The following is a 23,486-nucleotide window of genomic DNA, read 5'->3' on the forward strand; positions in this document are numbered from 1 at the left end:
CGCTGGTCGAGCCCCTTCAGGTCGAGCCTGTCGAGACCAAGGCCGCCGGCGCTACATTGGTTCCATGACTGACTCGAACGCAGCCGACCCGGACAGCGTCCGCCTCACCGCACGGGTCACGGGCATGGTCCAGGGTGTCGGCTTCCGGTACTGGACCGCGCGCAAGGCCGATGAGCTGGGGCTGACCGGTTCGGTCAGGAACGACGACGACGGTTCGGTCGCCGTCGTCGCCGAGGGCCCGCAGCCGGACATCGTCGAATTCAGGCGCTGGCTCGGATCATCCCACGCGCCGGGGAGGGTGGCGCACGTCGACGAAGAGGTCTCCCCGGCTGAAGGCGGATTCAGGAGCTTTCAGGTTGTCGGCTGAGTCTCCCGGGGCTGAGACCGAGGAAGGCCCCGAGCTCCTCGAGCGCGAACGGTCGTGATGGCATGTAGTTCGTGAGCTCAGGGGAGCGGACGACCACCGCCCGCCATTGACCACGGGACACAGCCACGTTGATCCGGTTGCGGTTGAGCAGGAATTCGGCTCCGCGCGGTGCCTCGGCAATGGCCGAACACGCCATGGACACGAGCACCACGGGAGCCTCCTGACCCTGGAACTTGTCCACCGTGCCCACCCGCACATCGGACAGGCCCTCATGGTCCAGGGCATGGCGGATGGCCTGCACCTGGGCGTTGTACGCAGCCACCACCAGGATGTCCCTGGCTTCCAGCTGCCGGATCGGCTCATCCTTGCCGGGCGTCCACTTGAGCCCGATATGTTCGCGCGCCAGTCCGACGATCGCTGCCGCCTCTTCAGCCGAGCTTGTGGTGTTGCCGGAATGCTGCACCAGAACGGTTTCCACGCCCGGAGGTACCCCGTCGAGGTGGCGCAGGGCTGCCGCCGGCGCGGATTCCAGCCTGCCGTCGTAACTGAGCACCGACACCTTGCGGCAGAGTTCAGGATGCATCCGCCAGGAATCGGCGAGGAAATAGCCGAGCTCGGCGGGCATCGTGGCATGCCCGGCTGACAGCCACCCCAGCGCCGACTCATCGACCGGCTCGGGATGCGATCCCTGGGTGACCTGGGGAAGTTGCTGCGGGTCGCCGAGCAGCAGGAGCCGCTTCGCAGAGCGAGCCACAGCCAAGGTGTTGGCCAGCGAGTACTGGCCGGCCTCGTCGATGACCAGCAGGTCCAGCGAACCAGCGGGCACGCATTTACCCGTCATGGTCCAGGCGGTTCCGCCAACCAGGCAGCCGCCATCCGCGTCCAGGAGCCGCGCGATGTCCTCGTCGGCGACGCAGGTCCACGGAACGTCATGCGGTTGTGACAGCTTCTTGGCCACCACGGCGGGATCCACCCCGGCCTTCGCAATGGCCGTGCAGAGCATGTTCTCGACGACGGCGTGGGACTGGGCGACGACGCCCACCTTCCAGCCGGCCTGCACAAGTCGGGAGATGACGTGGGAGCCGACGAATGTCTTGCCCGTTCCCGGAGGACCCTGCACCGCGAGGTAGGAACGGTCCAGGTGTTCCAGCGCCTGGGTAATGGCAGACACGTAGTCGGCGTTGCCCTCCGCATCGTTGCCGGCTGCAGGCAGATTCGGGATGCTGGCGAGCCTGGGTGCTGTTCGGCGCAGTATGTCCACGCCGGGATGATTGGGAAGTTCTGGCAGCGAGGAGCCGACGAGCTGCGCGAGTTCTGCCAACGCGGCTTCGATGCTGACGGTGGGAATGGGGCGGTCGTCTGTCAGCGCCATGGGCAGCTGGAAGTACGGCGGCACCTTTCCCGTGGACTTCTCCGTGATGGTTATGACGGTCCGGCCGGGCTGATCGGGATGGTCCTCGACGGCTTCCACGAGCGTGCCGAAAATGCCGTCCCGCGAGGGCGGCATGGTGGCTTCATGGCGTGCTTCAGCAGCGCCTGCCGACGACTCCGTTGCGCCCGTGCCCGCGCCTGCCGACCCCGTTGCCGCACCTGCAGGCCGGCCTGCTGCCGCGCGCCGCGGGGTCCGCCCGCCGTCGACCTCCCCGAGGCCCTCAGGCAGGGGGTCCTCGAACATCCTGAACCATTTGGAACCGGGCTTGAACTCCGAGCCCTCGCTCGTGACCCCGGTGAGCCGCAGGGTGCGTGACTCCGTCCGGGCGCGGGCAGTGGGCGGCGCCCAGTCCGACACGACCTCAGCCGCTTCGACCATGAACACGTTGCGCTGGTCCCGCCACCTGTCGACCTCGGATTCGAGGCGGTCGAAGTGTTCCCACCAGAACTGCTTGCGCTCCCGTCGGTGATATCCGGTGGCCGCCGCGACCATGGCCACGGCCTGCTCGTCCGGCGTCAGCTCGCGGTGCTCCGGAATGGCGTCCAGAAAGGCGCGCAGGCTTGCTTCCTCCGGCGAAGGTTCAGCGTCCGGGAGTGCATCCGACGGCGCTTGGGAACCGGAAGCTTCCGGGGCACCGGCTTCCGCAGGAGCACCGATCTCCGCCAAAGCAGCGGGCGCGCCACCAGCACGCAGTTGCAGCAGCCAGTCCCGGAGGCGCAGCGTGGAAAGGCAGTCGTACTGGTTGTAGTCGGAAATGGACGCCAGAATCGCCGTCGCTTCCGCCTGTGTCTCGGCTCCGGCGTCGCGCGCTTCGCAGTAGGCGGCGTAGGCCACCACCGAAGCGCCGGCGTCCTTGACGTCCCCGGACCGCAGGTTGTCTCCCATGTACAGGGGCTCGAGCTTCTTGATGGAGTAAGAGGCCTCGGAGATGCGGAGTGAGTGCCGGACGGTCGCATAGAGGTCCACGAGGAGCCCGTCGCGCAGCCACGAATCCACCACGTCCTCGCCGGCTACATGGTTCAGCGAGAGGTTGCGCAGGGCCGTTTTTTCGTAGGGCGCGTAGTGGTAGACGTGCATGTCCGGATACCGGGCGCGTCGTTCCTCCACGTAGGCGAGGAAGTCCAGGAACGCCTGCCGTTCATCCGCGCGCGAGTGGGCCCAGAACGGCCGGAACACCGGTTCCTGGCCCGGCGGATCAGTGGGCCGCGGAGCCTCGATCACGCCGAAGAGGTACTCCAGGCCCCATTGGCCCGCGGGATCCTGCCAGAGGGGGTCGCCCTCGAAGTCGAAGAAGATGTCGCCCTCACTCGGGGCAGGAATCCCGCCCAGCGCGTTGTCTGCCAGCACCTTGTACGTAACGGTGTGCGGCCGGCCCTCCTTCACGAAGGTGCGCGAACCGTCCTCAACCTCACGGCCGGTTTGCATCCTGGCCTGGTCGCGCAGCCGCACCCGCGAACCTGTGGCCAAATGCAGAGACAGTTCGGCGAGGGCGTCGATGGTGGTAATACCATCCGCAACCAGCTTCTTCCGCTGGGCGGAGGTCATGCCTGCCACCATCAGCAGGTCCCGGTGCCCGGTCACCTGCTCGGCGCAGTAGTCGCACCTGCCGCAGTAGCTGACACCCGGCTGCTGCCACGCCACGGGGGCCTCCAGGCGGTGCGCAGCGGTGAGCTCACGGAACCGCGCCCGGCGCTCGCGGTACACGGGCAGCAGATCCGCCAGCGAGTGAAAGCTGCGCTCCATGTTGCCCAGCACCAGGATGACGCGCGGGGCGGGTTCGAGTCCGAGACTGATCAGTTGGTCGCCATACGCAGCAAGCTGCAGCAGGGCCCCCACCTTGGCGTGCCGCGCCAGCTTGGTGTCCCAGACCGCGTACCGCGGGGCACCACCGTCGCCGCCAGTCAGATCGGGACCAGGCGAGTCAGCTTCCTCCCGCACCAGGAAATCCGCATAGCCGAGGAACTCGCCGTCGAAGAACGTCGCCTGGAAGACAACGTCGGCGCCAGTGCGGAGGGCGGCGGCGGTTTCCCGGGCTTTGTCCGCCAAGTCGGCCCGGTCAGTGGTTCCGCGGTCTACGCAGTAGACCCCTGTGCCGCGCGCCGGATCCCAGGTGCCGTGCTCGTCGATGAGGGCAGCCAGCACCTTGTGCTCGTGGAGATCGCCGAGTTTGCCTGCCCGCGCTTGCATCTCGTCGGCGGGGAAAACGGCTTTGGGGGAGCGGCCCAGCTTCTCGTCGAGGATCCGCAGCGTGCGGTACTCGCACTCGCTCGCGGCCACGAGGTCGCTGGCTGAAAACACCAGATCAGCGGGCGCTCCCGGCGTGGTTGGGTGGAGCAGGAACATGGGGCCTCCCCATTGGCAGCCTCGCTCCGGGACGGTTCCCGGTGCGCTGATTTGAATCTAGCAAGAGGCTATGACAACCAAACCGCGCCGGGAGCTTTGCCTACCGAGGAGCTGCGCCAATGGGGGACCCTCCATGATTGGGCAGATTAGTGGGCGGCCTGCCGTCCATTGTGCGAGTAAGTGAGGCAGTCGGCGTTATCCGGGCCGGGGCCAACGTGGACTTCCGAGGCCTTGCACATCAGGTGGTCGTTATGGACGCATTCTGCCCGCTGGCATGCCCCGACGCCGGCGAGGACCTTGGGAAGGCCGCCGTGCGTGCCTGTGTCGATGAAGGTGGCGCACGAGGCGTGGTCTGTGCTGCCGCCAACCGTGATGGCCTCGGCGTTACATTCGGAGTGGTCGTTGAAGGAGCAATTGGTGACGCTGCAATCGGCTACATGCGTGCTCATGGGATTCCTCCAGGTTCCGGACGCCCGGGCTGGGCGACGCGCTGTTCCCAACGTAGGCCGGATGGGCCGGATCAAAAAGACCCAATTGTGTTGCGTAATTGCAGGAACGGCGCCGCGGGCTCCCGAGCCCCATGGACCCTTTGCGGGCACCGTTCTAGACTGGCAGGACCCTCCACCTTTCAGGCGTGACGACGCCGTCCCGCCATCCAAGGGAATGCCCCGGAGGGAGCATCAAATCGCTCATGAATCACCGCCGACCCTTCACGGGGAAGGGTCCGTGACGCCAGGAGGAAAGAGATGGAAGGGAACAAAGCCGTTGCCTACAAGGCACCCGGCAAGGTGGAAGTCATCGATATCGATTACCCCACTTTTGAACTCAAGGACGGGCCGGGGGTCAATCCGGCCAACGTGGGGCGCCAAGTTCCCCACGGTGCAATTCTCAAGACGGTGGCCACCAACATCTGCGGCTCGGACCAGCACATGGTCCGCGGGCGGACCACGGCGCCGCCGGACCTGGTGCTGGGCCACGAAATCACCGGCGAGGTGGTGGAGGTGGGGCCCGGCGTCGAATTCATCAAGGTGGGAGACGTCTGCTCCGTACCGTTCAATATCTCGTGCGGAAGGTGCCGGAACTGCAAGGAGCGCAAGACCGGGATCTGCCTCAACGTGAACCCGGACCGCCCTGGTAGCGCCTATGGCTACGTGGACATGGGCGGCTGGGTGGGCGGCCAGGCCAACTATGTTCTGGTGCCCTATGCGGACTGGAACCTGCTCAAATTCCCGGACAAGGACCAGGCCATGGAGAAGATCCTGGACCTCGCTATGCTCTCGGACATCTTTCCTACCGGCTACCACGGTGCCGTCTCGGCAGGAGTCGGCGTCGGCTCCACCGTTTACGTCGCAGGGGCCGGTCCTGTGGGCCTCGCAGCGGCGACCAGCGCGCAACTGCTGGGTGCCGCCGTCGTAATCGTGGGCGACATGAACAGTGACCGTCTGACCCAGGCGCGCAGTTTCGGCTGCGAAACGGTGGACCTCACCAAGGGCGGGCCGGCGGAGCAGATCGAACAGATCCTGGGCGTGCCGGAGGTGGACTGCGGCGTGGATGCCGTGGGCTTCGAGGCGAAAGGCCACGGCCAGGGTGCGCAGGAGGCGCCGGCAACCGTGCTGAATTCGCTAATGGACATCGCTGCTGCCGGTGGCGCGCTGGGCATTCCGGGCCTGTATGTGACGGGCGATCCGGGCGGCATCGACGAGTCTGCCAAGAAGGGTTCGCTGAGCCTGAGCCTGGGCACCGGCTGGGCGAAGTCGCTGAGCTTCACCACGGGCCAGTGCCCGGTGATGAAGTACAACCGGCAGCTGATGATGGCGATCCTCAAGGACCGCGTGAGCATCGCCAAGAACGTTAACGCGAAGCCGATCCTGCTGGAGGACGCACCGAAGGGGTACGCCGAGTTCGACGCCGGCGCCGCCACCAAGTACGTGCTGAACCCGAACGGATACCTCAGCTGACGTAGATGCAGCACGGGGACCGTGTGCGGTCCGGCCCAATGGGTTGGGCCGCACGCGGTCCCCATTGCCGTCGTCGGGGAGTAGGACCAGACTCGTGGAAAGACCAACCCAGGTGCAGGAGGAGATATGAACAGCCAACCTGACGAAACTCCGCTCGAAGTGCCGGAAGCGGATGCGTTTGAGCAGCGCCAGCCGGCAGGCGGGGAGTCCGGGGACGAGGAACAGCGGCCGTTACCCGAGGATGTTCCCGAGGCGGATGCCTTGGAGCAGCGGACTCCGCTGAGGTCCAACGGGCCGCCCGCCGCCCCCGATCTCTCAGCCGAGGAAGCGGCCGAGGCCGACGCCATTGAGCAGGCCGCGGGCACGCCCGGCAGCGATGAGGACGACTACCCGTTAGCGGGCGAGGTGCCGGAGCAGGGCTGAGCGGCCGCAGGCCCGCGGCTCCCGGCGGCGGTGCGTCCGGTCACTTGCCGCCGGCCACCGTGCCGCCGCACTGGGCCAGGACGGAGGCCATCGCGGTGCGCTCGGCCTGGGTCACCCACAGCTTGTACTTCGCCTTGACTGAAATCTGCCGCGCGACGTACGGGCAGCGGTAGGCCTTGCTGCTCGGCAGCCAGGTGGCGGCGTCGCCGTCGGACTTTTGCTGGTTGGCGGGGCCGGATGCGGCCAACAGGTTGAGGGGATCATTGGCGAAGGCGGTCCGCTGTGCCTTGCTGAGGCGCTGGGCACCCTTCTGCCACGCGTCGCTCAGGGCAACGACGTGGTCGATCTGCACCGCGCTGCTGGTTTTGCTGCCGCGGGTGAAGGCGATGGTGGTGGCCGTGTACGGATCAGCCAGGGAGCCCGTCAGGACGATGCAGTTGTTTGTGCCCGGCTTGACGGTCGTCTTGGTGAGGTCCCGGGCGAGGATGTCGTTGCGGGTATCGCAGCCGTTGTGGTCCGTGTCTTGCCATGCCGGCCCAAACTCTTCCCGGTCGTAGCCCGTTTTGGGTGCGCGTCCTTTGACCGGCAGGGTGGCGAGGAGGTCGGCTGCTTTGACAGCGTAGCCGGGCGGGTTGCCGGCTGACCCGCCGGGGACAGCGTCCGACGACGGCTGCCGGGTTGCGCTGACGGCTCCGCCGCAGGCGGTGGTGGCCAGGATGACGGCGGCAAGGGCGCCGGCTGCAAACCAGTTCCTCTTGCGGGGCGGTGCGTGGTGCAAGGCGGTGTACTCCCGTGGCGCTGGTTGTCGATTCAACGATCGATCGTACTGGCCGGCCGGGCGGAGCTGGCGGTGCCACGCGGATGACGTACTGAAACGCAGAGAGCCCCGCAGTGCCTGACGGCTTTGCGGGGCTTCTCCTAGCGGCAGGACCACCCCGGATGGGGGATACGCGGTGGGCCTGTTCCTAGGCTAGAGAAGTTTCCTGAAAATTGGCTAGGAATGTGCTGGTTTTCTTGCACAGCTGTTTTGGCTGCCCGCGTGACCACCGGTGAAGCTACTCGTCCTTGACTTCACCGCCGGGCTAAACCAGTGTTGAAATCGCACTGACCAGCAGGTTTTTCCTTCAAAGGAGATGCGTCATGACTCTTCCCGCAGGCCTGACCCCCGGCATCTGGACTCTCGACATGTCCCACAGTGAGATCGGCTTCAGCGTGCGGCACGCCGGGATCAGCAAGGTCCGCGGGCGGTTCCGGGAAGCAACCGGCGAGGCCCATGTGCGGGATACCCTGGCCGATTCGTCGCTGCATGCCAGCGTGAGCACCGCCAGCTTCGATTCCGGTGACGCCAACCGAGACGCCCACGTGCAGGGGGCGGACTTCTTCGACGTTGCAGAGTATCCGGAGATGGCGTTCAAGGGCACGCACATTGAGGGCGACGGCGAGGATTACACCCTGACCGGCGACCTCACCATCAAGGGCATCACCAAGCCGGTCGAGCTCGAGGTTGAGTTCACCGGCGTCGCCGTCGACCCCTTCGGCGCCACGCGTGCAGGCTTCTCCGCCGAGACCGACATCAGCCGCAAGGAGTTCGGCCTGACTTGGAACGCGGCCCTCGAAGCCGGCGGGCTCCTGGTCAGCGACAAGGTGAAGATCAACCTCGAGGCCGCGCTGGTGAAGCAGGGGTAAGCCGCCGAACCAAGGACCGCTGATCGAGCTTGTCGAGATCAGGTCTGGGTTTCGACAGCCTCAACCAGCGGACTCAGGAAAGCCGGGCGATGCTTCGCCTTACGGGGCGGGATACTGTGCCGTCCGAGAAGAGCTCGGGTGATGACGCCTGGATGCGCTTGACGTCCTCGAAGACGCCGCGCAGGTGGACGCGCAGGGAGCTGTCTGCTTCGGTGCGGTTGTTGGCCTCGAGTGCGTCCACCACGGCAGTGTGCTGTTCGATCAGCGTGGACACGGGCCGGGTGTCGATCAGGCTGAGCCGGCGGGCACGGTCCAGGTGGGCCTTGGCCGAGTTGACCGCGGTCCAGGCCGACTCGTGCCCTGCCAGGCGAAGGAGCCCGCGGTGGAAGTCCTCGTCAAGCCGGAAGAACTCCTCGACGTCGCCGGCCGCCTCTGCGTTCCGCTGTGCGCCCAGGATCTCCCGCAGGCCGGCGAGTCCGGAGGCGTCAACCACCGCATCCTTCAGGGAGGCGCATTCAATGGCCTCGCGGACAAACTGGGCCTCCGCTACACGGCCCAGGTCCACAAGCGAGACGAACGAACCGATCTGCGGGAAGACGTGCACCAGGCCCTCTTCGCGCAGCAGGATGAGGCTCTCTCGCACGGGCGTCCGGCTGACACCTAGTTCCTGGGCGAGCTCGTTTTCGGACAGCGGCTCGCCGGGCGGAAGCTGCAGGGAGATGATGCGACGCCGGAGCGTATCCAGTGTCTGGTCCCGCACGGAAAGCCGCGGAGACTGCCCTTTTTCGGGTTTGCCGGTTGCCATGCATCCAGTGTAGCCATCGTTGACAAACTAGAATGGTAGTGCTTGTATGGTAGTCAGCAAGCGGCCGCAGGACAGCTCTCCTGTCCGACAAACCGGCCACATTTCACAGGCATATCTCTCCACCTCCCCTTCTTCATCGCCTGCAAAGGAGCAACAGATGACCGAGAGCATCGCACCGCCCACCGCCAAGACCGAAACAAGGACCACTCGCGACCTTGCGAAGGTTGCGGTTTCCGGCTGGCTGGGAACGGCCATGGAATTCATGGACTTCCAGCTCTACTCGCTGGCTGCGGCTATCGTCTTCAACAAGATCTTCTTCCCCGACGTGAGCCCGGTCGTCGGCCTCATCGCCGCGATGGCAACCTACGGTGTGGGCTACGTGGCCCGCCTGGTCGGTGCCGTGTACTTCGGCCGCATGGGTGACAGGATCGGCCGCAAGAAGGTCCTCTTCATCACCATCGCGCTGATGGGTGCGTCAACCACGCTCATCGGCGTCCTGCCCACTTACGCCATGGTCGGCATCTGGGCGCCCATCCTCCTCGTGGCCCTGCGCCTGATCCAGGGCTTCGGTGCTGGCGCGGAAATCGCCGGCGCCACAGTGATGCTGGCGGAATACGCCCCGGCCCGCCGCCGCGGTCTCATTTCCTCCCTCGTCTGCCTCGGCACCAACTCCGGCACCCTCGCCGCCTCCGCGCTTTGGGCCATTCTGGTGGCGGTTCTCTCCGAGGACCAACTGCTGACCTGGGGCTGGCGCCTGCCGTTCCTGGCCAGCTTCCTGCTGATGATTTTCGCCGTCTGGATCCGCCGCTCCCTCAAGGAGAGCCCCGTTTTCGAACAGCGTGAGGACGTCGTCGACGGCGTCGCACTCGCCAAGCGTGACCTCGCCGCCGAGGCGGGCACCGCATCAAACGAAGCAGGCCAGGCCAAGCACACCACCCAGTCCACCAGCACGATCGAAGCCGCGCTGCACCAGCGCAAGGGCAAGTCCTTCCTGATCGCCCTCGGCCTCCGCTTCGGGCAGGCCGGCAACTCCGGGCTCATCCAGACCTTCCTCATCGGCTACCTCGCCACGGTCCTGCTCATGAACAAGTCCGTCGGCACCACGGCCATAATGATCGGCTCGATCATCGGCTTCGCCACCATCCCGCTGATCGGCCTCCTGGGCGACCGCTTCGGCCGCCGGCCCCTCTACATCATCCTGAGCGCCCTCACCGCCCTGTTCGCGATCCCCATGATGATGATGGTCACCAGCGGTAACCCGACGCTTGTCACCATCGCCGTGGTCGCCGGCCTGAACCTGGGCGTGCTGAGCCTCTTCTCGATGGAAAGCGTCACCATGGCCGAGTTCTTCGGAGCCCGCACCCGCTTCACGCAGCTGGCCCTGGCCAAGGAGATCGGCGGCATCCTCGCCACGGCGATCGGCCCGATCCTCGCCGCCACGCTCACCGCCGTCACCGGGCACTGGTGGCCGCTGGCAGCCATGCTCATCGGCTACTCGCTGATCACCCTGGTGGCCGCCACAGTAGGACCCGAGGTCCGCGGCCGCGACATGGTCCGCCTGGAAGACGCCGCATGAAAGCCGTCGTTGTCCACGGTGCCAACGACCTCCGCATCGACGAACGCCCCGAGCCCGTGGCCGGGCCGGGTGAGGTTGTCCTCGACGTCGAATGGGGCGGGATTTGCGGATCCGACCTTTCGTACTGGCGCCACGGCGCTTCCGGAACCGCGCAGCTGAAGTCCCCGCTCGTCCTGGGCCACGAGGTGGCCGGCCGGATCGCCCAGCTGGGCGACGGCGTCGAACACCTCGACGTCGGCCAGCCGGTCACGGTCCATCCCGCGGAACTCGTGGGGGACGGGATCATGCCGGAGCGGCTCAGCGGCCGGACCAACCTGTACCCGCAGATCCGCTACTTCGGATCGGCAGCCTTCGATCCGCACACCGACGGCGGCTTCAGCGAACGCAAGCTGGTCCGCGCGTCGCAGATCCGTCCGCTTCCCGACGGCGTGGACACCCTCCGCGGGGCACTTGCTGAACCGCTCGCCGTCGCCCTCCACGCGGTGGGGCGTGCGGGTTCGCTCGCCGGCCGCGACGTGCTGGTCAACGGCGCCGGGCCGATCGGATCCCTGGTGATCGCGGCCGCCAAGTACGCCGGTGCGCGGACCGTCATCGCCGCGGACATCAACGACGCCTCGCTGAGGATCGCAAAGGCCATGGGCGCGGACGAGGTCCGCAACCTGGCCGACGGCGGAACCCTGCCGGAGGACGTGGAGCTCGTGTTCGAGGCCACCGGGATCCCCGCCGTACTGGGCGGCATCCTCCGGGCCACCGCCCGCGGCGGAACCATCGTCCAGGTGGGCAACCTGCCCGGCGCCCCGGCCCCGGCCGCACTCGGGGATCTCGTGACCCGGGAAATCACCTGGATCGGTTCCTACCGGTTCGCGGACGAGATCACCGATGCGCTCAAGGCGATGTCCGACGGCCTGGACGTCTCACCCGTCATCACCCACAAGTTCGGCATCGACCAGGCCGCGGAAGCCATGCGGGTCTCCGCGGACCCGGCCGCCGGCAGCAGCAAGGTCATGCTCCGCCTCTCCTGACCCAACTGGGTAGCAGCAGATGGCGTTCTGAGGGCTCATAACGCCATCTGCTGCGACCTACTTGCAATTCTCGACACACAAAAGGACCCAACCAGTGAAGATCACCGACGCACGAGTAGTGGTTTCGTCGCCAGGACGGAATTACGTCACGCTCGTTATCGAAACCGAGGACGGGATTACCGGCATCGGCGACGCCACCCTCAACGGACGTGAACTGGCCGTGGCGTCCTACCTGTCCGAGCACCTCTGCCCGCTGCTGATCGGCCGCGACGCCCGCCGCATCGAGGATGCCTGGCAGTACTTCTACAAGGGTGCCTACTGGCGCCGCGGACCGGTGACCATGACCGCGATCGCCGCGATCGACGTCGCCCTTTGGGACATCAAGGGCAAGGCCGCTGGCATGCCGGTGTACGAACTGCTCGGCGGCGCAGCCCGTGAGGGCGTCATGGTCTACGGCCACGCCAGCGGCTCCTCGCTGGAGGACCTCAACGCCGACTTCCAGCACCACCTGGACCTCGGCTACAAGGCGATCCGGGCCCAGGCCGCCGTGCCGGGACTGGAGAAGACCTACGGAATCGCACCGGTGGACGGCAGGACCTACGAACCCGCCAGCGGCAACATCCCGCAGGAAGATCTGTGGGAGACCACCGCATACCTGGACTTCGCGCCGAAGATGATGGCGCACGTTCGTGAACAGTTCGGCTACGGCGTGCACGTCCTGCACGACGTCCATCACCGGCTGACGCCGATCGAGGCCGGTCGGCTGGGCGCCTCGCTGGAGCCGTTCCGCCCGTTCTGGATTGAAGATCCGACGCCGGCCGAGGACCAGTCGGCGTTCCGCCTGATCCGCCAGCACACGACGACGCCGATCGCCGTCGGCGAGGTGTTCAACTCGATCTGGGACTGCCAGCAGCTGATCACAGAACGCCTGATCGACTACATCCGCACCTCGGTCTCGCACGCCGGCGGCATCACGCACCTGCGCCGCATCTTCTCGCTGGCTGACCTGTACGGCGTCCGCTCGGGCTCACACGGCGCGGGCGACCTGTCGCCGGTGTCCTTCGCCGCGGCGCTGCACGTGGACATGAGCATCCCCAACTTCGGCGTGCAGGAGTACATGGGCCACCGCGACCCCGCCAACGAGGTGTTCAAGACCTCCTATACCTTCACCGACGGCTACATGCACCCAGGTGACGCCCCCGGCCTGGGGGTCGAGTTCGACGAGGAGGCGGCCGCCAAGTTTCCGTTCGACGCCAAGTACCTGCCCATCAACCGCCGCCTCGACGGGTCGGTGCATGACTGGTGAGTAACCCGACACAAGCACGGCCGTTCGACGTCGTCGCCATGGGGGAGATCCTCCTTGAGGTGGCCACCGACGTCCCCTTCGGGCATGGCGTTCCGGCGCAGCTGGGCATTTCCGGCGACGCGCTGAACGTTGCCGCGGCTGCCGCTGCGGCCGGTGCCCGCACCGCGCTGCTGGCAGTACTGCCCGACGACGACCTCGGCCAGGCGGTCGCCGCCAGGATCGCTGAGCTCGGCATTTCCACCGAACTCCTGAAGTTCCGCCCCGGCCAACAGGGCGTGTACCTGGTGCACTGCGACCCCGACGGGCAGCGCGAGTTCTCCTACGCGCGCAGCGGCAGTGTCGGCTCAACGCTGGGGCCGGACGACGTCGACGCGGGCGTATTTGCCGCGGCCGGCGCAGTGATCGCCGGCGGCATCGCCTGCGCCATTTCGGCCACGTCTCGCGCCGCCGTTTTCAGGGCCGCCGAGGTGGCCCGCCGGTTCGTCTTTGACCCGAACTACCGGCCGCGGCTCACCTCCGTGAAGGATGCGACGGCGGCCGTCACCGGGCTTTCGCCGAAGGCCTTTCTGGTGACGCCGTCGTTCCCGGGGGAGACATCGGCCCTGCTGGGCACGTCCTCGCCCGCCGAAGCGGCCGCCACACTGCGCGCGCTGGGCACTGCCAATGTGGCAGTAACGTGCGGGGCCGAGGGAATCCAGCTGGAAAGCGACACTGATTCGGCCTGGATCGAAGCCATCCCCGCGCCGGCAGTGGTGGACCAGACCGGGGCAGGCGACGCCTTTGTGGGCACGCTGACCGCGCGGCTGGTGCTCGGCGATAGCCTTCCCGAGGCTGCCCGGTACGGCGCAGCCGCGGCCTCGCTCGTGGTGGGCGGCAAGGGCGGCACGGGCTTCATTCCGAGCTTCGAGCAGACCCGCGCCCATGCCCTGGGGGCGGACACCTTGGGGGCGCGGACCGTGGACGCACCCGAAGGAGAGCTGTCATCGCACGCCTGAGCAGTACCACTGTCAGCAGTGCCAACCTGAGCAGTAACCCGGGAACGGCGGCCGCGTTCCCGGGCGCCGAGTTCCCCGGCGCCGCGCTCCGGGCCAACGGCCTGAAGCCCGGCATCGTGCACTTGGGCCTGGGCGCCTTCGCCCGCGCACACACCGCCGTCTTCACCGAGAACGCCATGCTGGCCGCGGGGGAATCCGGCTGGGGGATCACAGGCGTCACCCAGCGCTCGGACACCGTGGCCCGGCAGCTTGCACCGCAGGACGGGCTCTTCACCGTGGCCGAACGGGGTGAAGGTGCCGCGCCGCTCCGCGTGGTCTCGAGCATCGTGGACGCCATCTCGGGGCGGGACAACCCGGCCGCCGTGGTGGACCGGATCGCCGCGCCGGAGATCCTCGTGGTCACGCTGACCATCACCGAGAAGGGCTACCGGATCAACCCGCAGACCGGATCCCTCAACACGGCGGACGAGGAGGTCAGCGCGGACCTCGGCGGGCGTGCGCCGCTCACGGCCATCGGGCAGATCGCCCGCGGCCTGCAGCAGCGTTCCCGTACCGGAGCCGGGCCGCTCACCGTGGTCTCGTGTGACAACCTTCCCGGCAACGGAGAACTGACTGAGAAGCTGGTCCACGCCTTCGCCGCCGCCCTTCCGGCTGCTGAGGCCGAACCGCTCACCGCCTGGCTGGACGCGAACGTCACGTTCCCCAGCACCATGGTGGACCGGATGGTGCCGGCCACGACGGCGGGTGACCTGGACGCCGTCGAACGTGAACTTGGGCTGCGGGATGAGGCCGCCGTGGTGGCCGAGCCGTTCATGCAGTGGGTTATCGAGGACAACTTCGCCGCCGGCCGCCCGCGGTGGGAGGAGGCCGGAGCCCTGTTCAGCAGCGACGTCGCGGCCTGGGAAGCGGCGAAGCTGCGGCTGCTGAATGCGAGCCACTCGCTGCTGGCCTATCTCGGCCTCGCCGCGGGCAAGGAGACCATCAGCGACGCCGTGGCCGAGGAAGCGTTTTTCACCGCTGCGCGGCGCATGATGGCAGAGGACGTCCTGCCCACCATCACACTTCCGGAGGGACTCGACGCGGACGAGTACTGCGCCCAGGTGCTGACCCGTTTCGCCAACCCCGCCCTCGGCCACACCACGGCCAAGGTGGGCAGCGACGGTTCGCAGAAGATCGGCCTGCGCCTGCTCAGCACCGTGCGCGGAAACCTCGACGCCGGCCGTGAACCCCGGTGGGCGGCGCTCGCCGTCGCTGCGTGGATGCGGCACGTGGCCGCCACCCCCATGGCGGAGCTGGACGACCCGCTGGCCGCCGAACTCCATGTCGCGCTGCCGGTTTCGCGCTCCGCGGCCGACGTCGTCCCCGCGCTGCTGGGCTGCCGCAGCGTCTTCGACCCCGAACTCGCGGAGCATGCCGGCTTCGCCGACCTCCTCATCCACTGGTACAGCATCATCGACACGCACGGGCTGGACGGCCTGAGAAAAGAGATCAACCATGGCTGACGCCACCAGCGTTCTGAACGTTTCCCCGGTCATCCCCGTGGTGACCATCGAGGACCCGCAGCATGCGGTTCCGGTCGCCCGGGCACTTGCCGACGGCGGCGTCCGGATTATCGAGCTCACCCTCCGGACGGACACTGCGCTGACCTCGCTGAAGGCCATCGCCAACGAGGTGCCGGACATCCTGGTGGGAGCCGGGACCATCCTCACGCCCGCGCAGGCGGACGCTGCTGTGGCGGCGGGCGCGCAGTTCCTGGTCAGCCCCGGCGTGACGCCGTCGCTGCTGGACCACATGCTCTCCCTCGAGGTTCCGGTGCTTCCGGGCGTGGCAACTGTGGGCGAGGTGTTGGCCGTGCTGGAGCGCGGGCTGGACACCATGAAGTTCTTCCCGGCCGGTCCAGCCGGCGGCCCGGCCTACCTGGCAGCCATCGGGGCACCCATCCCGCAGGTGACGTTCTGCCCGACCGGCGGCATCAGCCTTGCGACGGCGCCGGACTACCTGAGGCTGCCCAACGTCAGCTGCGTCGGAGGCAGCTGGCTGACGCCGCGCGCCGCCGTCGAAAGCGGGGACTGGCAGCAGATCACCGAACTGGCACGGGAAGCGGCAGCGCTGGGCTGAAAGCGCGACGGCCGGCGCTGACGAAAGTTGCCTCAGATCTACTTGACCGTAGATCTGCCTTCGGGACGGGCGTAGAGTCGGGAAAGACCGGACCTAAAACCGGTCGCAGCCTGAACAGACGCACAACCTAAGGAGTTCATCATGAACTTGGGAAACATGATCAGGAATGCCGCAGGACGTATTTCCGGACGGACCACCCAAGGAACCACCGGGGGCTACACGCGGGGCACCAGGCCCAACACCACGGGACGGACCTCGTCCATGGGCCGCGGCCGCACCGCCGGGGGTATCGGAGACAAGATCCGCCACATGCTCCACCGGCACTGACGCTGAGGCACGCAAGTCCAGTCCCTGAGGTCCATGGCGACCCGGGACTGGCACAACAATTACAAGAAGCGTTTGGCCGCAGCCACCCGGTGTTGCCGCGGCCACCGTATGCGCAGGGGAGGTTGCCGTGGCGAGCCGCGGCGCCTCCCTTGCTGCTGACTTCGAAATTGGCTCGGTCTCCAAGGGGATCACGAGGCTGCTGTATGTCGACGCCATGAGCCGTGGCGAAGCTGGGTCCCGACACCACGCTGGCTGGCCCGAGGCCCTCCGAGTTGGGCGGTAAGCAACCCTCCCCACCTAGCCCCGCAAGCTCGGTTAGGGAATCCTGCGGGCGTTGGCCCCGTTGCTGTTGCCGCACTACTTCTCGCCTGCGCGCTCCAATGCCTGGTCGTGCTCGGCGTGGGCTTGGCGGATCAGGTTCATGAACTCGGTCTCGTTCCGGATGAGCCGCTTGTACTTCTCCGGGAGCTTCTTGAGCTCCTGCTCTTCGCGGACCAGCTTGTCGAAGATCCGCTCGCGCTCGACGATGTCCGTCTCGTAGTTGAGGTCCACGTACGTGGTGGCGTGCCGCCTGGCGCCGGAGACCATGGTCTTGGCCTTGCCCTTGGGGCTGAGGAGGGAGCCGATGATGGTGACGGCGAGTACGCCGAGGATCACGCTGAGCGACAGGCCGGTGCTGATTTCTACGACGTTCACGTGTTCGCCGTCGTTGATGAACGGCAGGGTGTTCTCGTGCAGGGCGTGCAGGATCAGCTTGACGCCGATGAAGCCGAGGATGGCGGCGAGGCCGTAGGAGAGGTAGATGAGCCGGTCGAGGAGCTCGTCGATGAGGAAGAACAGCTGCCGCAGGCCCATGAGCGAGAACGCGGTGGCTGTGAAGACGATGAACACGTTCTGCGTCAGGCCGAAGATGGCAGGGATGGAGTCCAGCGCGAAGAGAATGTCCGTGGCGCCGATGGCCACCATCACCAGGAGCATCGGGGTGAGGACCCTCTTGCCGTCAACCTCGGTGAAGAGCTTATCGCCGTCGAAATGCTCGGAGGCCGGCAGGAACTTCTTGGCGAGCCGGACCACGAGAGTTTCGCTGTCGTCGTCGTCGTGGTTGTCCGGCTTGAGCAGGTTCCCGGCGGTGATGAGCAGGATGAGCCCGAAGATGTAGAACACCCAGGCGAAGCTGTTGATCAGCGCGGCGCCGAGGAAGATGAAGCCTGTCCGGGCCAGCAGCGAGAAGACGATGCCGAACAGGAGCACCTTCTGCTGGTCGGCACGCGGCACCTTGAAGCTGGACATGATGATCAGGAACACGAAAAGGTTGTCCACGGACAACGCCTTCTCGGTCACGTAGCCGGCGAAGTACTCAGTGCCCATCTTGGAGCCGCCGAAGAACCAGACACCGAGGCCGAACACGAGGGCCATGCCCACATAAATGGCGGACCAGGTGCCGGATTCCTTGAGGGTGGGGGTGTGGGCTTTGCGGACGTGGAAGAAGAAGTCGAAGGCCAGGAGCGCGACGATTCCGGCAATCGTGAGGATCCAGACCATAGGGGGAACTTCCATGCTGCCTCTTTCCTGAGCGCTGAGGGCGGGGCGTGCAAGACAACCCTACCCAGTGCGCTCTGCCCGCCCGCAACAGCAGGTGTGCCCCCAACTGACTCGCAGTTGTTGTCGTTATGAGGGCTCATAACGACAACAACTGCGAGTCAGTTGGGCTAGGAGGCTGCTCAGCCGTACATCAGCGAGCCCGGCGTGGTGAGCTTTTCCCCGGTCTCGAGCCAGGTCTTCAGGCCGGAGAGGATCATGGGCCAGCCGCCGTAGAGCTGCTCGTTGGCGCCTTCGCGGAGCTGGTCGTGCGTGACGGTGAGGTGGCACGAGTCGTCGCCGACCGGCTCGATTTCCCACGTGACGCGGGAGGTGCCCTCAGCCTTGACGTCCTCGCCCCAGAGCGCGCGCATGGTCTGTACCAGCCGGCGCGGGGGATCGACCTCGAGGTTCTCGCCCTCGCCCAGGAGCGCCCCGGCTTTGGGGTTGCCCATCTCGAAACGGGAGCCCGTGGTCCAGTCCGATTTCAGCGTGTTCCCGAACTGGTACTTGCTTCGGATATCGCTGTCCGTGATGGCTTCCCAGAGCCGTTCCGGAGTGGTCTTGATGTAGATTTCGAAGATCTTTTCCATGGGACTTTCCAATCGGGATTTGAGGTCGCTGAGCGCAGCGGCCCATGGTTCTGCGTATTTGCTCACCCAGCGGTCGTGGACGAGCCTGATGGGCACCGGATTGAGGAAGTGCAGTTTCTCGCGGCCGCGGCGCCTGGTCACCACGAGGCCCGCCTCTTCCAGGATTTTAAGGTGCTTCATAACGCCGAATCGGGTGATCTCGAAGTGTGCTTCGAGGGCACTAAGCGTCTGCCCGTCTTCGCTGAAAAGCTGGTCCAGAAGCTCCCTGCGGATCGGGTCAGCAAGGGCCTTAAACACGGCGTCCATAGGATTTAGAATAGGTGACCATTTGGTCACATGTCAATGGTCCGTCGGGTCCCTGATTGGGAGGGAGGGAGCTCGGGGGTAGGGGAGGCGGACGGGCGGCAAGGGCAAAACGGGCCGGAGCGCGACGGCGTCACTCCGCCAGCGTCAGGAGCTTCCCCTCCGTCACGGCCTGGCGGGAGAGCGTTTTGTAGCCCTCCTGCTCGAAGAGCACGGTGATCACGTCCTCCTCGTGCCGCATGATGATGCCCGCGCCCCACTCCTTGTGCACCACGGATGCCTGGAGCGGGAATGATTCCCCGCCCGCGGCGGCTGCGGCGCCGTCGTCGTAGTCCTCCTCGTACGCAGAACCGTCGGCGCAGTTGTCGCAGTTGCCGCAGGGTTCGGGGAGGTCCTCGCCGAAGTAGCCCAGCAGGAACTGGCGCCGGCAGGCGTCCGTTTCCGCGTAACCGCGCGCCATCTCGATGCGCGAGCGGTCCACGCGCTGGCGTGCTTCGGCGAGTTCGACGGCGTGTTCCACCACCTTGGGCAGCTTGGCGTCAGTGTCCAGCCGGATGCCCCGCTTGAGGGCCTTCACGGAGCGGGTCTCCTGCAGTTCGTTGAGCAGTCCGGTGAGCCGGCGGGTGGGGATGCCGGTCTGCTCGGCGAGCGACTTCTGGGTGACCGGGCCGTCGGCGGCCTGCAGGGCGGTGAGGACGGCGAGCAGCGACTCCTCGTCCGGCTTGTGGGTGCCGAAGAACTTGCGCAGGCCCAGGTCCTCGGGCCGGTAGTGCAGGACGGCGGAGGCAGGCTGCCCGTCGCGGCCCGAGCGGCCGATCTCCTGGTAGTAGGCGTCGAGGGACTCGGGGATGTCGGCGTGGATCACGAAGCGGACGTTGGGCTTGTCGATGCCCATGCCGAACGCGGTGGTCGCCACCACCACGTCGAGTTCGTCGTCGAGGAACTGTTCGTGGACCTCGTCCCGCTCGCTCTGCTTCCGGCCGGCGTGGTACGCCGCGGCGCGCAGCCCGTGCTCGGCGAGTTCGGCCGCGTAGGTCTCGGTGTCCTTGCGGGTGGCGGCGTAGAGCAGCCCCGGACCCTTCAGCTCGGCCACCTGCGCCACGACCGCGCGCCGCTTGTCCCGGTCCTCGAGGTGCCGGACGACGTCGAGCCGGATGTTGGGCCGGTCGAAGCCGTGGACCAGCACCAGCGGGTCTTTCATGCGCAGGCGCTGCTGGATCTCATCACGCACCGGGGGAGAGGCGGTGGCGGTGAGGGCGGCGACGGGCGGACTGCCCAGCTGCGCGCGGACCTCGCCGAGGCGCAGGTAGTCGGGGCGGAAGTCGTGCCCCCAGGAGGAGACACAGTGGGCCTCATCCACCACGAACAGCGAGACGTCCATGGCGGCCAGTCGCTCCACGGTCTCGGTCTTGGCCAGCTGCTCGGGAGCCAGAAAGAGGAACGCGGCCTCGCCGCGCTCGGCGGCTTCCCATGCGGCCTCCACCTCCGAATCCTTCCGGCCGGAGTTGATGGCCACCGCGGACGCCCCGCCCAGGTCCTCCAGCAGGCCGTCCAGTTGGTCCTCCTGCAGCGCAATCAACGGGGAAACGACGACGGCGGGACCGCGCCTTGCGCTGTCGGCCGCGGTGGCATCGGGGTGCTTGGCGGGCTGGTCGCCGTCGAGCGCCGCGCCGTCTTCGTGCCCACCGTGGATGAACAGGGCGGACACCTGGTAAATGGCGGACTTGCCATATCCGGTGGGCATGACGGCGAGGACGTCACGGCCCTGGACCAGCGCGCGCATGCCGGCAAGCTGGCCGTCCCTAAGGTGGGGGAGTCCGAAAGTGCCGGCGGCGAGCTGGCGGAGGCCGGCGTCGGGATCTGTGCTGATGTCAGCCATGGACGCGGCATCTGCGTCGGCTGCGGGGCTGGTGGCTGTGGGGGCGAGGGCTTCGGTCATGGTGGCGGCTCCGTACGGGCGTTTCCAAGGCCGGGTGTCTTCAGCCGTGGAACCTACCCTAGTGCGAGGCAGGCCAGACGTCATGTCCCACATAGCGCAGGGGCATCTGCGGACCGGACCCGTCACGCGACGGACCCGGCCACGCCGCGGGGTCAGCCGGTCAGCTGGTCAGAGCGAGCGGACCCTTCGGACCCCAGCCCCTCGGTCCGCGGCCGGGAATCGCGTGTGGGAGTGGATTCTCACGGTTGCGTGGGCTGCCCTGGACTTGGGGATGATGAGCTCCCCGTGGCCGCCGCGGCTCATGTCGCGGATGAGGCCGGTCCCGGCGATCTCCCTGGTCCAGGAAATCCCTGCGACGGCAGCCTCTTTGGTGGGGTACTTCACTGAGACGGCCACCAGACCGCCCGCCCCGTCCAGAAGCCTGACGCGGAAGCCGCCGTCTGGAGCATCGATGATTTCAAAGTAGCCGGCCATGACAAACCCCTTCGTTCGTGCACCCTCTTGGCATGTCCCCTAAGCCTATTTTGGACCTTTCCGGCCCTGAAGGACCGCCCGGTTGAGCGCCGGAATCCGGAAAGCAATTGCCCGTTGTTGCGCCGAGCGGTGAGTGGGAAGATCTAGCTGCCAAATACGGCCACAACCTCAAAGGAGACGGAGATGGCTGGCGGACAAGGATTGATCAGGCGGTTTTACAACGAGGTGCTGACCGGCGGAAATCTGGCGCTCATAGACGAGATGGTGGCGGACGACGTCGTCGATCACGAGGAGGGCTTTCCGGGGCAGCCGCCGGGGAAGGAAGGCGTGAGGTTCTACGTGAACGCGGTCCGGACCGCATTTCCGGACCTCGCGGTCAAGACCAGCGAGCCGGCGCTCGCCGACGGGGACCTCGAGGCCGCACACGTGACCCTGACGGGAACGCACCAAGGCGACTTTGCGGGAGTGGCGGCCACCGGCAATTCGGTGGAATTCTCGGGCATCGACATCATCCGTGTGCAGGACGGCAAGGTGGCAGAACACTGGGGATCGACGGACACAATGAGCCTGATGCAGCAGATTGGAGCCGTGCCAAAGTAGGGCCGAATTAGGGACCCGTAAAAACCAAGAAGTACGACGACGGCCGGCGACGCGCGCCGTCGTCGTGCGTCTTCACGGCGCGTCTTCCGGGACGCGCCGTGGCGTCCCCGTACCCCCTCCCAAAGCCCTGTATCATCCCTTCAGGGGGCGGTGACGCCAAAGCGTCAAACCGGGGGACAGCAGCAGATGTGCAAGCCATAAAGCCTTAAGCAAACGGGCTTCCTGAAGCCATGTGTCCGCTGTCCGGCGACGTGTCATTCACCACAGGATTCCGCTCACGCAGCGGTCGTTTTGTAGTGGATCAACCGCTCGACCCAGTCTTCCGCACCTCCCCTCCGCACTGCCCACCCCTCTTCCTCACTCCGCCACCTCGGCGACCCCTGCCGTCGCCTGCCCTGAAAGGACCGCAATGAGCCACCCTGGCCCAACCCCGCCACCGCCGCCCTCCGACTACACCACCTACGGCGCGCCGCAGTATGCGAACGGGCAGTTGTTGGACGGGCAGTACGCGGGGCAGGCGTATCCGGGGCAGTACGGGGCTTTCGCGGGGCAGTACGGGGCGGAACCACAGAAGTCCTTCCTGGTCACCTGGCTGTTCTCGCTGCTCCTTGGCGTACTGGGCGTGGACCGCTTCTACCTCGGCAAGATCGGCACGGGCATCGCCAAGCTGCTGACGCTCGGTGGCCTGGGCTGGTGGGCGCTCGTGGACCTGATCATCACGCTGGCCGGGAAACAGACGGACAAGCAGGGGCGACCGCTGGCAGGGTACGCGCAGCACAAGAAGGTGGCCGTTGTGGTCACTGTTGTCTTTTTGGTGGTCAACCTGGTGATTGGCGTGTTCAGCGGGATTGCTGCCGCTGCCGTTGTCCGGCAGGCCTCCACCCCGCCGATCGTCACCGCCGCTCCTGTGACGTCGGAGAGCGCCGCCTCGGACCCCTCGGCGGATCCGGCGAGCACCGGGGAAGCAGCTGCAGGGGGAGACCGGCCGCACCTGGCGGCGCAGACGCTGACGGGTACCGGCGACGACGTCAAGACGGTGGACCTCAAGGGCGTCCCCGCCGTGGTGACGTTCACGTGCAAGGCCTGCAGCGGCAACACGGTCCTGGAAACCAACGGACATGAGATGCTCCTGGTCAACGCCGTTGGCGCGTACGCAGGATCGCACCTCGTGGACACCAGCACCGCTGCCACCACCGAGTTCGCCATCAGCGCCGACTCCGCGTGGACGCTAAAGATCGAGGACATCGACAGCGTTCCCGCCTCAACCGACAAGGCGAGCGGCCACGGCGACATGGTTCTCTACTGGGATGCGCTTAGCGACAAGGCTGCGGTCACCAACAAGGGTGAAGGCAACTTCGTGGTGCAGGGCTTCGGCAGCGAGGTTCCCGAGCTCGCAGTCAACAAGATCGGCGACTACAGCGGCACCGTGAAGCTCACACCCGGCTTCGTCCAGGTCAACTCCGACGGCGACTGGACCATCGCCGCGAAGTAGCGTTCCGCCTCGCAACCAAAAGGCCCCGCGGGACCTGGCACTTGTGCCTGGTCCGGCGGGGCCTTTTTGCATCCGCTGGCTAAGCCTGTTTCGAAGCGCCTGCCGCTGGTTGAGCCTGTCGAAACCTGTGGCGGCGTCGTAGCGCTAAA

General features: G+C 66.7%; 21 protein-coding genes. 13 read left to right on the forward strand and 8 right to left on the reverse strand.

Annotation, left to right across the window (positions count from 1 at the left end; genetic code table 11):
* The first annotated feature begins 64 nt into the window (after positions 1-64).
* Complete coding sequence (locus J7I85_RS05350) at positions 65-367, forward strand: acylphosphatase (protein ID WP_214847642.1); 303 nt, start codon at positions 65-67, stop codon at positions 365-367.
* Here J7I85_RS05350 and J7I85_RS05355 read toward each other — a convergent pair.
* The gene (locus J7I85_RS05355) at positions 342-4,142 is read right to left on the reverse strand and encodes a TM0106 family RecB-like putative nuclease (protein ID WP_214847644.1); all 3,801 of its coding nucleotides are present in this window, start codon (positions 4,140-4,142) and stop codon (positions 342-344) included. The two genes, J7I85_RS05350 and J7I85_RS05355, sit on opposite strands and share 26 nt — an antisense overlap.
* Positions 4,143-4,288: 146 nt before the next feature.
* On the reverse strand, positions 4,289-4,591 hold the full coding sequence (locus J7I85_RS05360; RefSeq protein WP_214847646.1) for a DUF1540 domain-containing protein: 303 nt from the start codon (positions 4,589-4,591) through the stop codon (positions 4,289-4,291).
* A gap of 297 nt (positions 4,592-4,888) precedes the next feature.
* Here J7I85_RS05360 and fdhA point away from each other — a divergent pair, with 297 nt between their 5' ends.
* The gene (gene fdhA / locus J7I85_RS05365; protein ID WP_214847648.1) at positions 4,889-6,100 is read left to right on the forward strand and encodes a formaldehyde dehydrogenase, glutathione-independent; all 1,212 of its coding nucleotides are present in this window, start codon (positions 4,889-4,891) and stop codon (positions 6,098-6,100) included.
* 126 nt (positions 6,101-6,226) lie between these two features.
* Positions 6,227-6,523, forward strand: coding sequence for a hypothetical protein (locus tag J7I85_RS05370; protein WP_214847650.1), 297 nt, complete (start codon positions 6,227-6,229; stop codon positions 6,521-6,523).
* A 40-nt stretch (positions 6,524-6,563) separates the two neighbouring features.
* Here the strand turns inward: J7I85_RS05370 and J7I85_RS05375 are convergent, their stop codons facing one another.
* Positions 6,564-7,337, reverse strand: a complete 774-nt coding sequence (locus J7I85_RS05375) for a DUF1524 domain-containing protein (RefSeq protein WP_251023967.1) — start codon at positions 7,335-7,337, stop codon at positions 6,564-6,566.
* Between the two features lie 326 nt (positions 7,338-7,663).
* Here J7I85_RS05375 and J7I85_RS05380 point away from each other — a divergent pair, with 326 nt between their 5' ends.
* On the forward strand, positions 7,664-8,209 hold the full coding sequence (locus J7I85_RS05380) for a YceI family protein (protein WP_214847652.1): 546 nt from the start codon (positions 7,664-7,666) through the stop codon (positions 8,207-8,209).
* A 73-nt stretch (positions 8,210-8,282) separates the two neighbouring features.
* Here the strand turns inward: J7I85_RS05380 and J7I85_RS05385 are convergent, their stop codons facing one another.
* Complete coding sequence (locus J7I85_RS05385) at positions 8,283-9,014, reverse strand: GntR family transcriptional regulator (protein ID WP_214847655.1); 732 nt, start codon at positions 9,012-9,014, stop codon at positions 8,283-8,285.
* A 157-nt stretch (positions 9,015-9,171) separates the two neighbouring features.
* Between J7I85_RS05385 and J7I85_RS05390 the strand changes: the two genes are divergently transcribed.
* From J7I85_RS05390 to J7I85_RS05420, 7 genes are all read left to right on the forward strand, one after another.
* Positions 9,172-10,590: an MFS transporter gene (locus J7I85_RS05390; protein ID WP_214847657.1), complete on the forward strand. Its 1,419-nt coding sequence runs from the start codon at positions 9,172-9,174 to the stop codon at positions 10,588-10,590.
* Positions 10,587-11,612, forward strand: a complete 1,026-nt coding sequence (locus J7I85_RS05395) for an L-idonate 5-dehydrogenase (protein ID WP_214847659.1) — start codon at positions 10,587-10,589, stop codon at positions 11,610-11,612. Before J7I85_RS05390 ends, J7I85_RS05395 begins: the two co-directional genes overlap by 4 nt.
* 94 nt (positions 11,613-11,706) lie before the next feature.
* The gene (gene manD, locus J7I85_RS05400; protein WP_214847661.1) at positions 11,707-12,918 is read left to right on the forward strand and encodes a D-mannonate dehydratase ManD; all 1,212 of its coding nucleotides are present in this window, start codon (positions 11,707-11,709) and stop codon (positions 12,916-12,918) included.
* Between the two features lie 38 nt (positions 12,919-12,956).
* Complete coding sequence (locus J7I85_RS05405; RefSeq protein WP_214847791.1) at positions 12,957-13,913, forward strand: PfkB family carbohydrate kinase; 957 nt, start codon at positions 12,957-12,959, stop codon at positions 13,911-13,913.
* 116 nt (positions 13,914-14,029) lie between these two features.
* The gene (locus J7I85_RS05410) at positions 14,030-15,415 is read left to right on the forward strand and encodes a mannitol dehydrogenase family protein (RefSeq protein ID WP_214847663.1); all 1,386 of its coding nucleotides are present in this window, start codon (positions 14,030-14,032) and stop codon (positions 15,413-15,415) included.
* Positions 15,408-16,031, forward strand: coding sequence for a bifunctional 4-hydroxy-2-oxoglutarate aldolase/2-dehydro-3-deoxy-phosphogluconate aldolase (eda, locus tag J7I85_RS05415; protein ID WP_214847665.1), 624 nt, complete (start codon positions 15,408-15,410; stop codon positions 16,029-16,031). Before J7I85_RS05410 ends, eda begins: the two co-directional genes overlap by 8 nt.
* A 141-nt stretch (positions 16,032-16,172) precedes the next feature.
* Positions 16,173-16,358, forward strand: a complete 186-nt coding sequence (locus J7I85_RS05420) for a hypothetical protein (RefSeq protein ID WP_214847667.1) — start codon at positions 16,173-16,175, stop codon at positions 16,356-16,358.
* A gap of 357 nt (positions 16,359-16,715) precedes the next feature.
* On the opposite strand, the gene J7I85_RS05425 is transcribed toward J7I85_RS05420, so the two are convergent.
* The 4 genes from J7I85_RS05425 to J7I85_RS24900 form a co-directional block, all read right to left on the reverse strand.
* Positions 16,716-17,915 carry a TerC family protein gene (locus tag J7I85_RS05425; protein WP_214847669.1) on the reverse strand — a complete coding sequence of 400 codons (1,200 nt, stop codon included), beginning with the start codon at positions 17,913-17,915 and terminating at the stop codon, positions 16,716-16,718.
* Between the two features lie 164 nt (positions 17,916-18,079).
* Positions 18,080-18,835, reverse strand: coding sequence for a metalloregulator ArsR/SmtB family transcription factor (locus J7I85_RS05430; RefSeq protein ID WP_214847678.1), 756 nt, complete (start codon positions 18,833-18,835; stop codon positions 18,080-18,082).
* A gap of 130 nt (positions 18,836-18,965) precedes the next feature.
* On the reverse strand, positions 18,966-20,711 hold the full coding sequence (locus J7I85_RS05435; RefSeq protein WP_214847803.1) for a RecQ family ATP-dependent DNA helicase: 1,746 nt from the start codon (positions 20,709-20,711) through the stop codon (positions 18,966-18,968).
* A gap of 228 nt (positions 20,712-20,939) precedes the next feature.
* On the reverse strand, positions 20,940-21,245 hold the full coding sequence (locus tag J7I85_RS24900; RefSeq protein ID WP_251023969.1) for a DUF1508 domain-containing protein: 306 nt from the start codon (positions 21,243-21,245) through the stop codon (positions 20,940-20,942).
* A 183-nt stretch (positions 21,246-21,428) separates the two neighbouring features.
* Between J7I85_RS24900 and J7I85_RS05445 the strand changes: the two genes are divergently transcribed.
* Both J7I85_RS05445 and J7I85_RS05450 read left to right on the forward strand, forming a co-directional pair.
* A complete protein-coding gene (locus J7I85_RS05445) occupies positions 21,429-21,845 on the forward strand; it encodes an ester cyclase (RefSeq protein WP_214847680.1) in 417 nt (138 codons plus the stop codon).
* A gap of 409 nt (positions 21,846-22,254) precedes the next feature.
* Positions 22,255-23,337, forward strand: a complete 1,083-nt coding sequence (locus J7I85_RS05450) for a TM2 domain-containing protein (RefSeq protein WP_214847682.1) — start codon at positions 22,255-22,257, stop codon at positions 23,335-23,337.
* Positions 23,338-23,486: the final 149 nt, after the last annotated feature.

Source organism: Arthrobacter sp. ISL-65 (genome assembly GCF_018613795.1).
Lineage (GTDB): Bacteria > Actinomycetota > Actinomycetes > Actinomycetales > Micrococcaceae > Arthrobacter.

Bases quoted from the DNA above. Each gene is read 5' to 3' on its own strand.
- J7I85_RS05405 (WP_214847791.1), top strand. From the start codon at position 12,957: ATGGGGGAGATCCTCCTTGAGGTGGCCACCGACGTCCCCTTCGGGCAT.
- eda (WP_214847665.1), top strand. From the start codon at position 15,408: ATGGCTGACGCCACCAGCGTTCTGAACGTTTCCCCGGTCATCCCCGTG.
- J7I85_RS05390 (WP_214847657.1), top strand. From the start codon at position 9,172: ATGACCGAGAGCATCGCACCGCCCACCGCCAAGACCGAAACAAGGACC.
- J7I85_RS05430 (WP_214847678.1), bottom strand. From the start codon at position 18,835: ATGGACGCCGTGTTTAAGGCCCTTGCTGACCCGATCCGCAGGGAGCTT.
- J7I85_RS05445 (WP_214847680.1), top strand. From the start codon at position 21,429: ATGGCTGGCGGACAAGGATTGATCAGGCGGTTTTACAACGAGGTGCTG.
- J7I85_RS05385 (WP_214847655.1), bottom strand. From the start codon at position 9,014: ATGGCAACCGGCAAACCCGAAAAAGGGCAGTCTCCGCGGCTTTCCGTG.
- J7I85_RS05380 (WP_214847652.1), top strand. From the start codon at position 7,664: ATGACTCTTCCCGCAGGCCTGACCCCCGGCATCTGGACTCTCGACATG.
- J7I85_RS05450 (WP_214847682.1), top strand. From the start codon at position 22,255: ATGAGCCACCCTGGCCCAACCCCGCCACCGCCGCCCTCCGACTACACC.
- J7I85_RS05350 (WP_214847642.1), top strand. From the start codon at position 65: ATGACTGACTCGAACGCAGCCGACCCGGACAGCGTCCGCCTCACCGCA.
- J7I85_RS05360 (WP_214847646.1), bottom strand. From the start codon at position 4,591: ATGAGCACGCATGTAGCCGATTGCAGCGTCACCAATTGCTCCTTCAAC.
- J7I85_RS05435 (WP_214847803.1), bottom strand. From the start codon at position 20,711: ATGGCTGACATCAGCACAGATCCCGACGCCGGCCTCCGCCAGCTCGCC.
- J7I85_RS05355 (WP_214847644.1), bottom strand. From the start codon at position 4,142: ATGTTCCTGCTCCACCCAACCACGCCGGGAGCGCCCGCTGATCTGGTG.
- J7I85_RS05420 (WP_214847667.1), top strand. From the start codon at position 16,173: ATGAACTTGGGAAACATGATCAGGAATGCCGCAGGACGTATTTCCGGA.
- J7I85_RS24900 (WP_251023969.1), bottom strand. From the start codon at position 21,245: ATGGCCGGCTACTTTGAAATCATCGATGCTCCAGACGGCGGCTTCCGC.
- J7I85_RS05395 (WP_214847659.1), top strand. From the start codon at position 10,587: ATGAAAGCCGTCGTTGTCCACGGTGCCAACGACCTCCGCATCGACGAA.
- J7I85_RS05425 (WP_214847669.1), bottom strand. From the start codon at position 17,915: ATGGAAGTTCCCCCTATGGTCTGGATCCTCACGATTGCCGGAATCGTC.
- fdhA (WP_214847648.1), top strand. From the start codon at position 4,889: ATGGAAGGGAACAAAGCCGTTGCCTACAAGGCACCCGGCAAGGTGGAA.
- J7I85_RS05370 (WP_214847650.1), top strand. From the start codon at position 6,227: ATGAACAGCCAACCTGACGAAACTCCGCTCGAAGTGCCGGAAGCGGAT.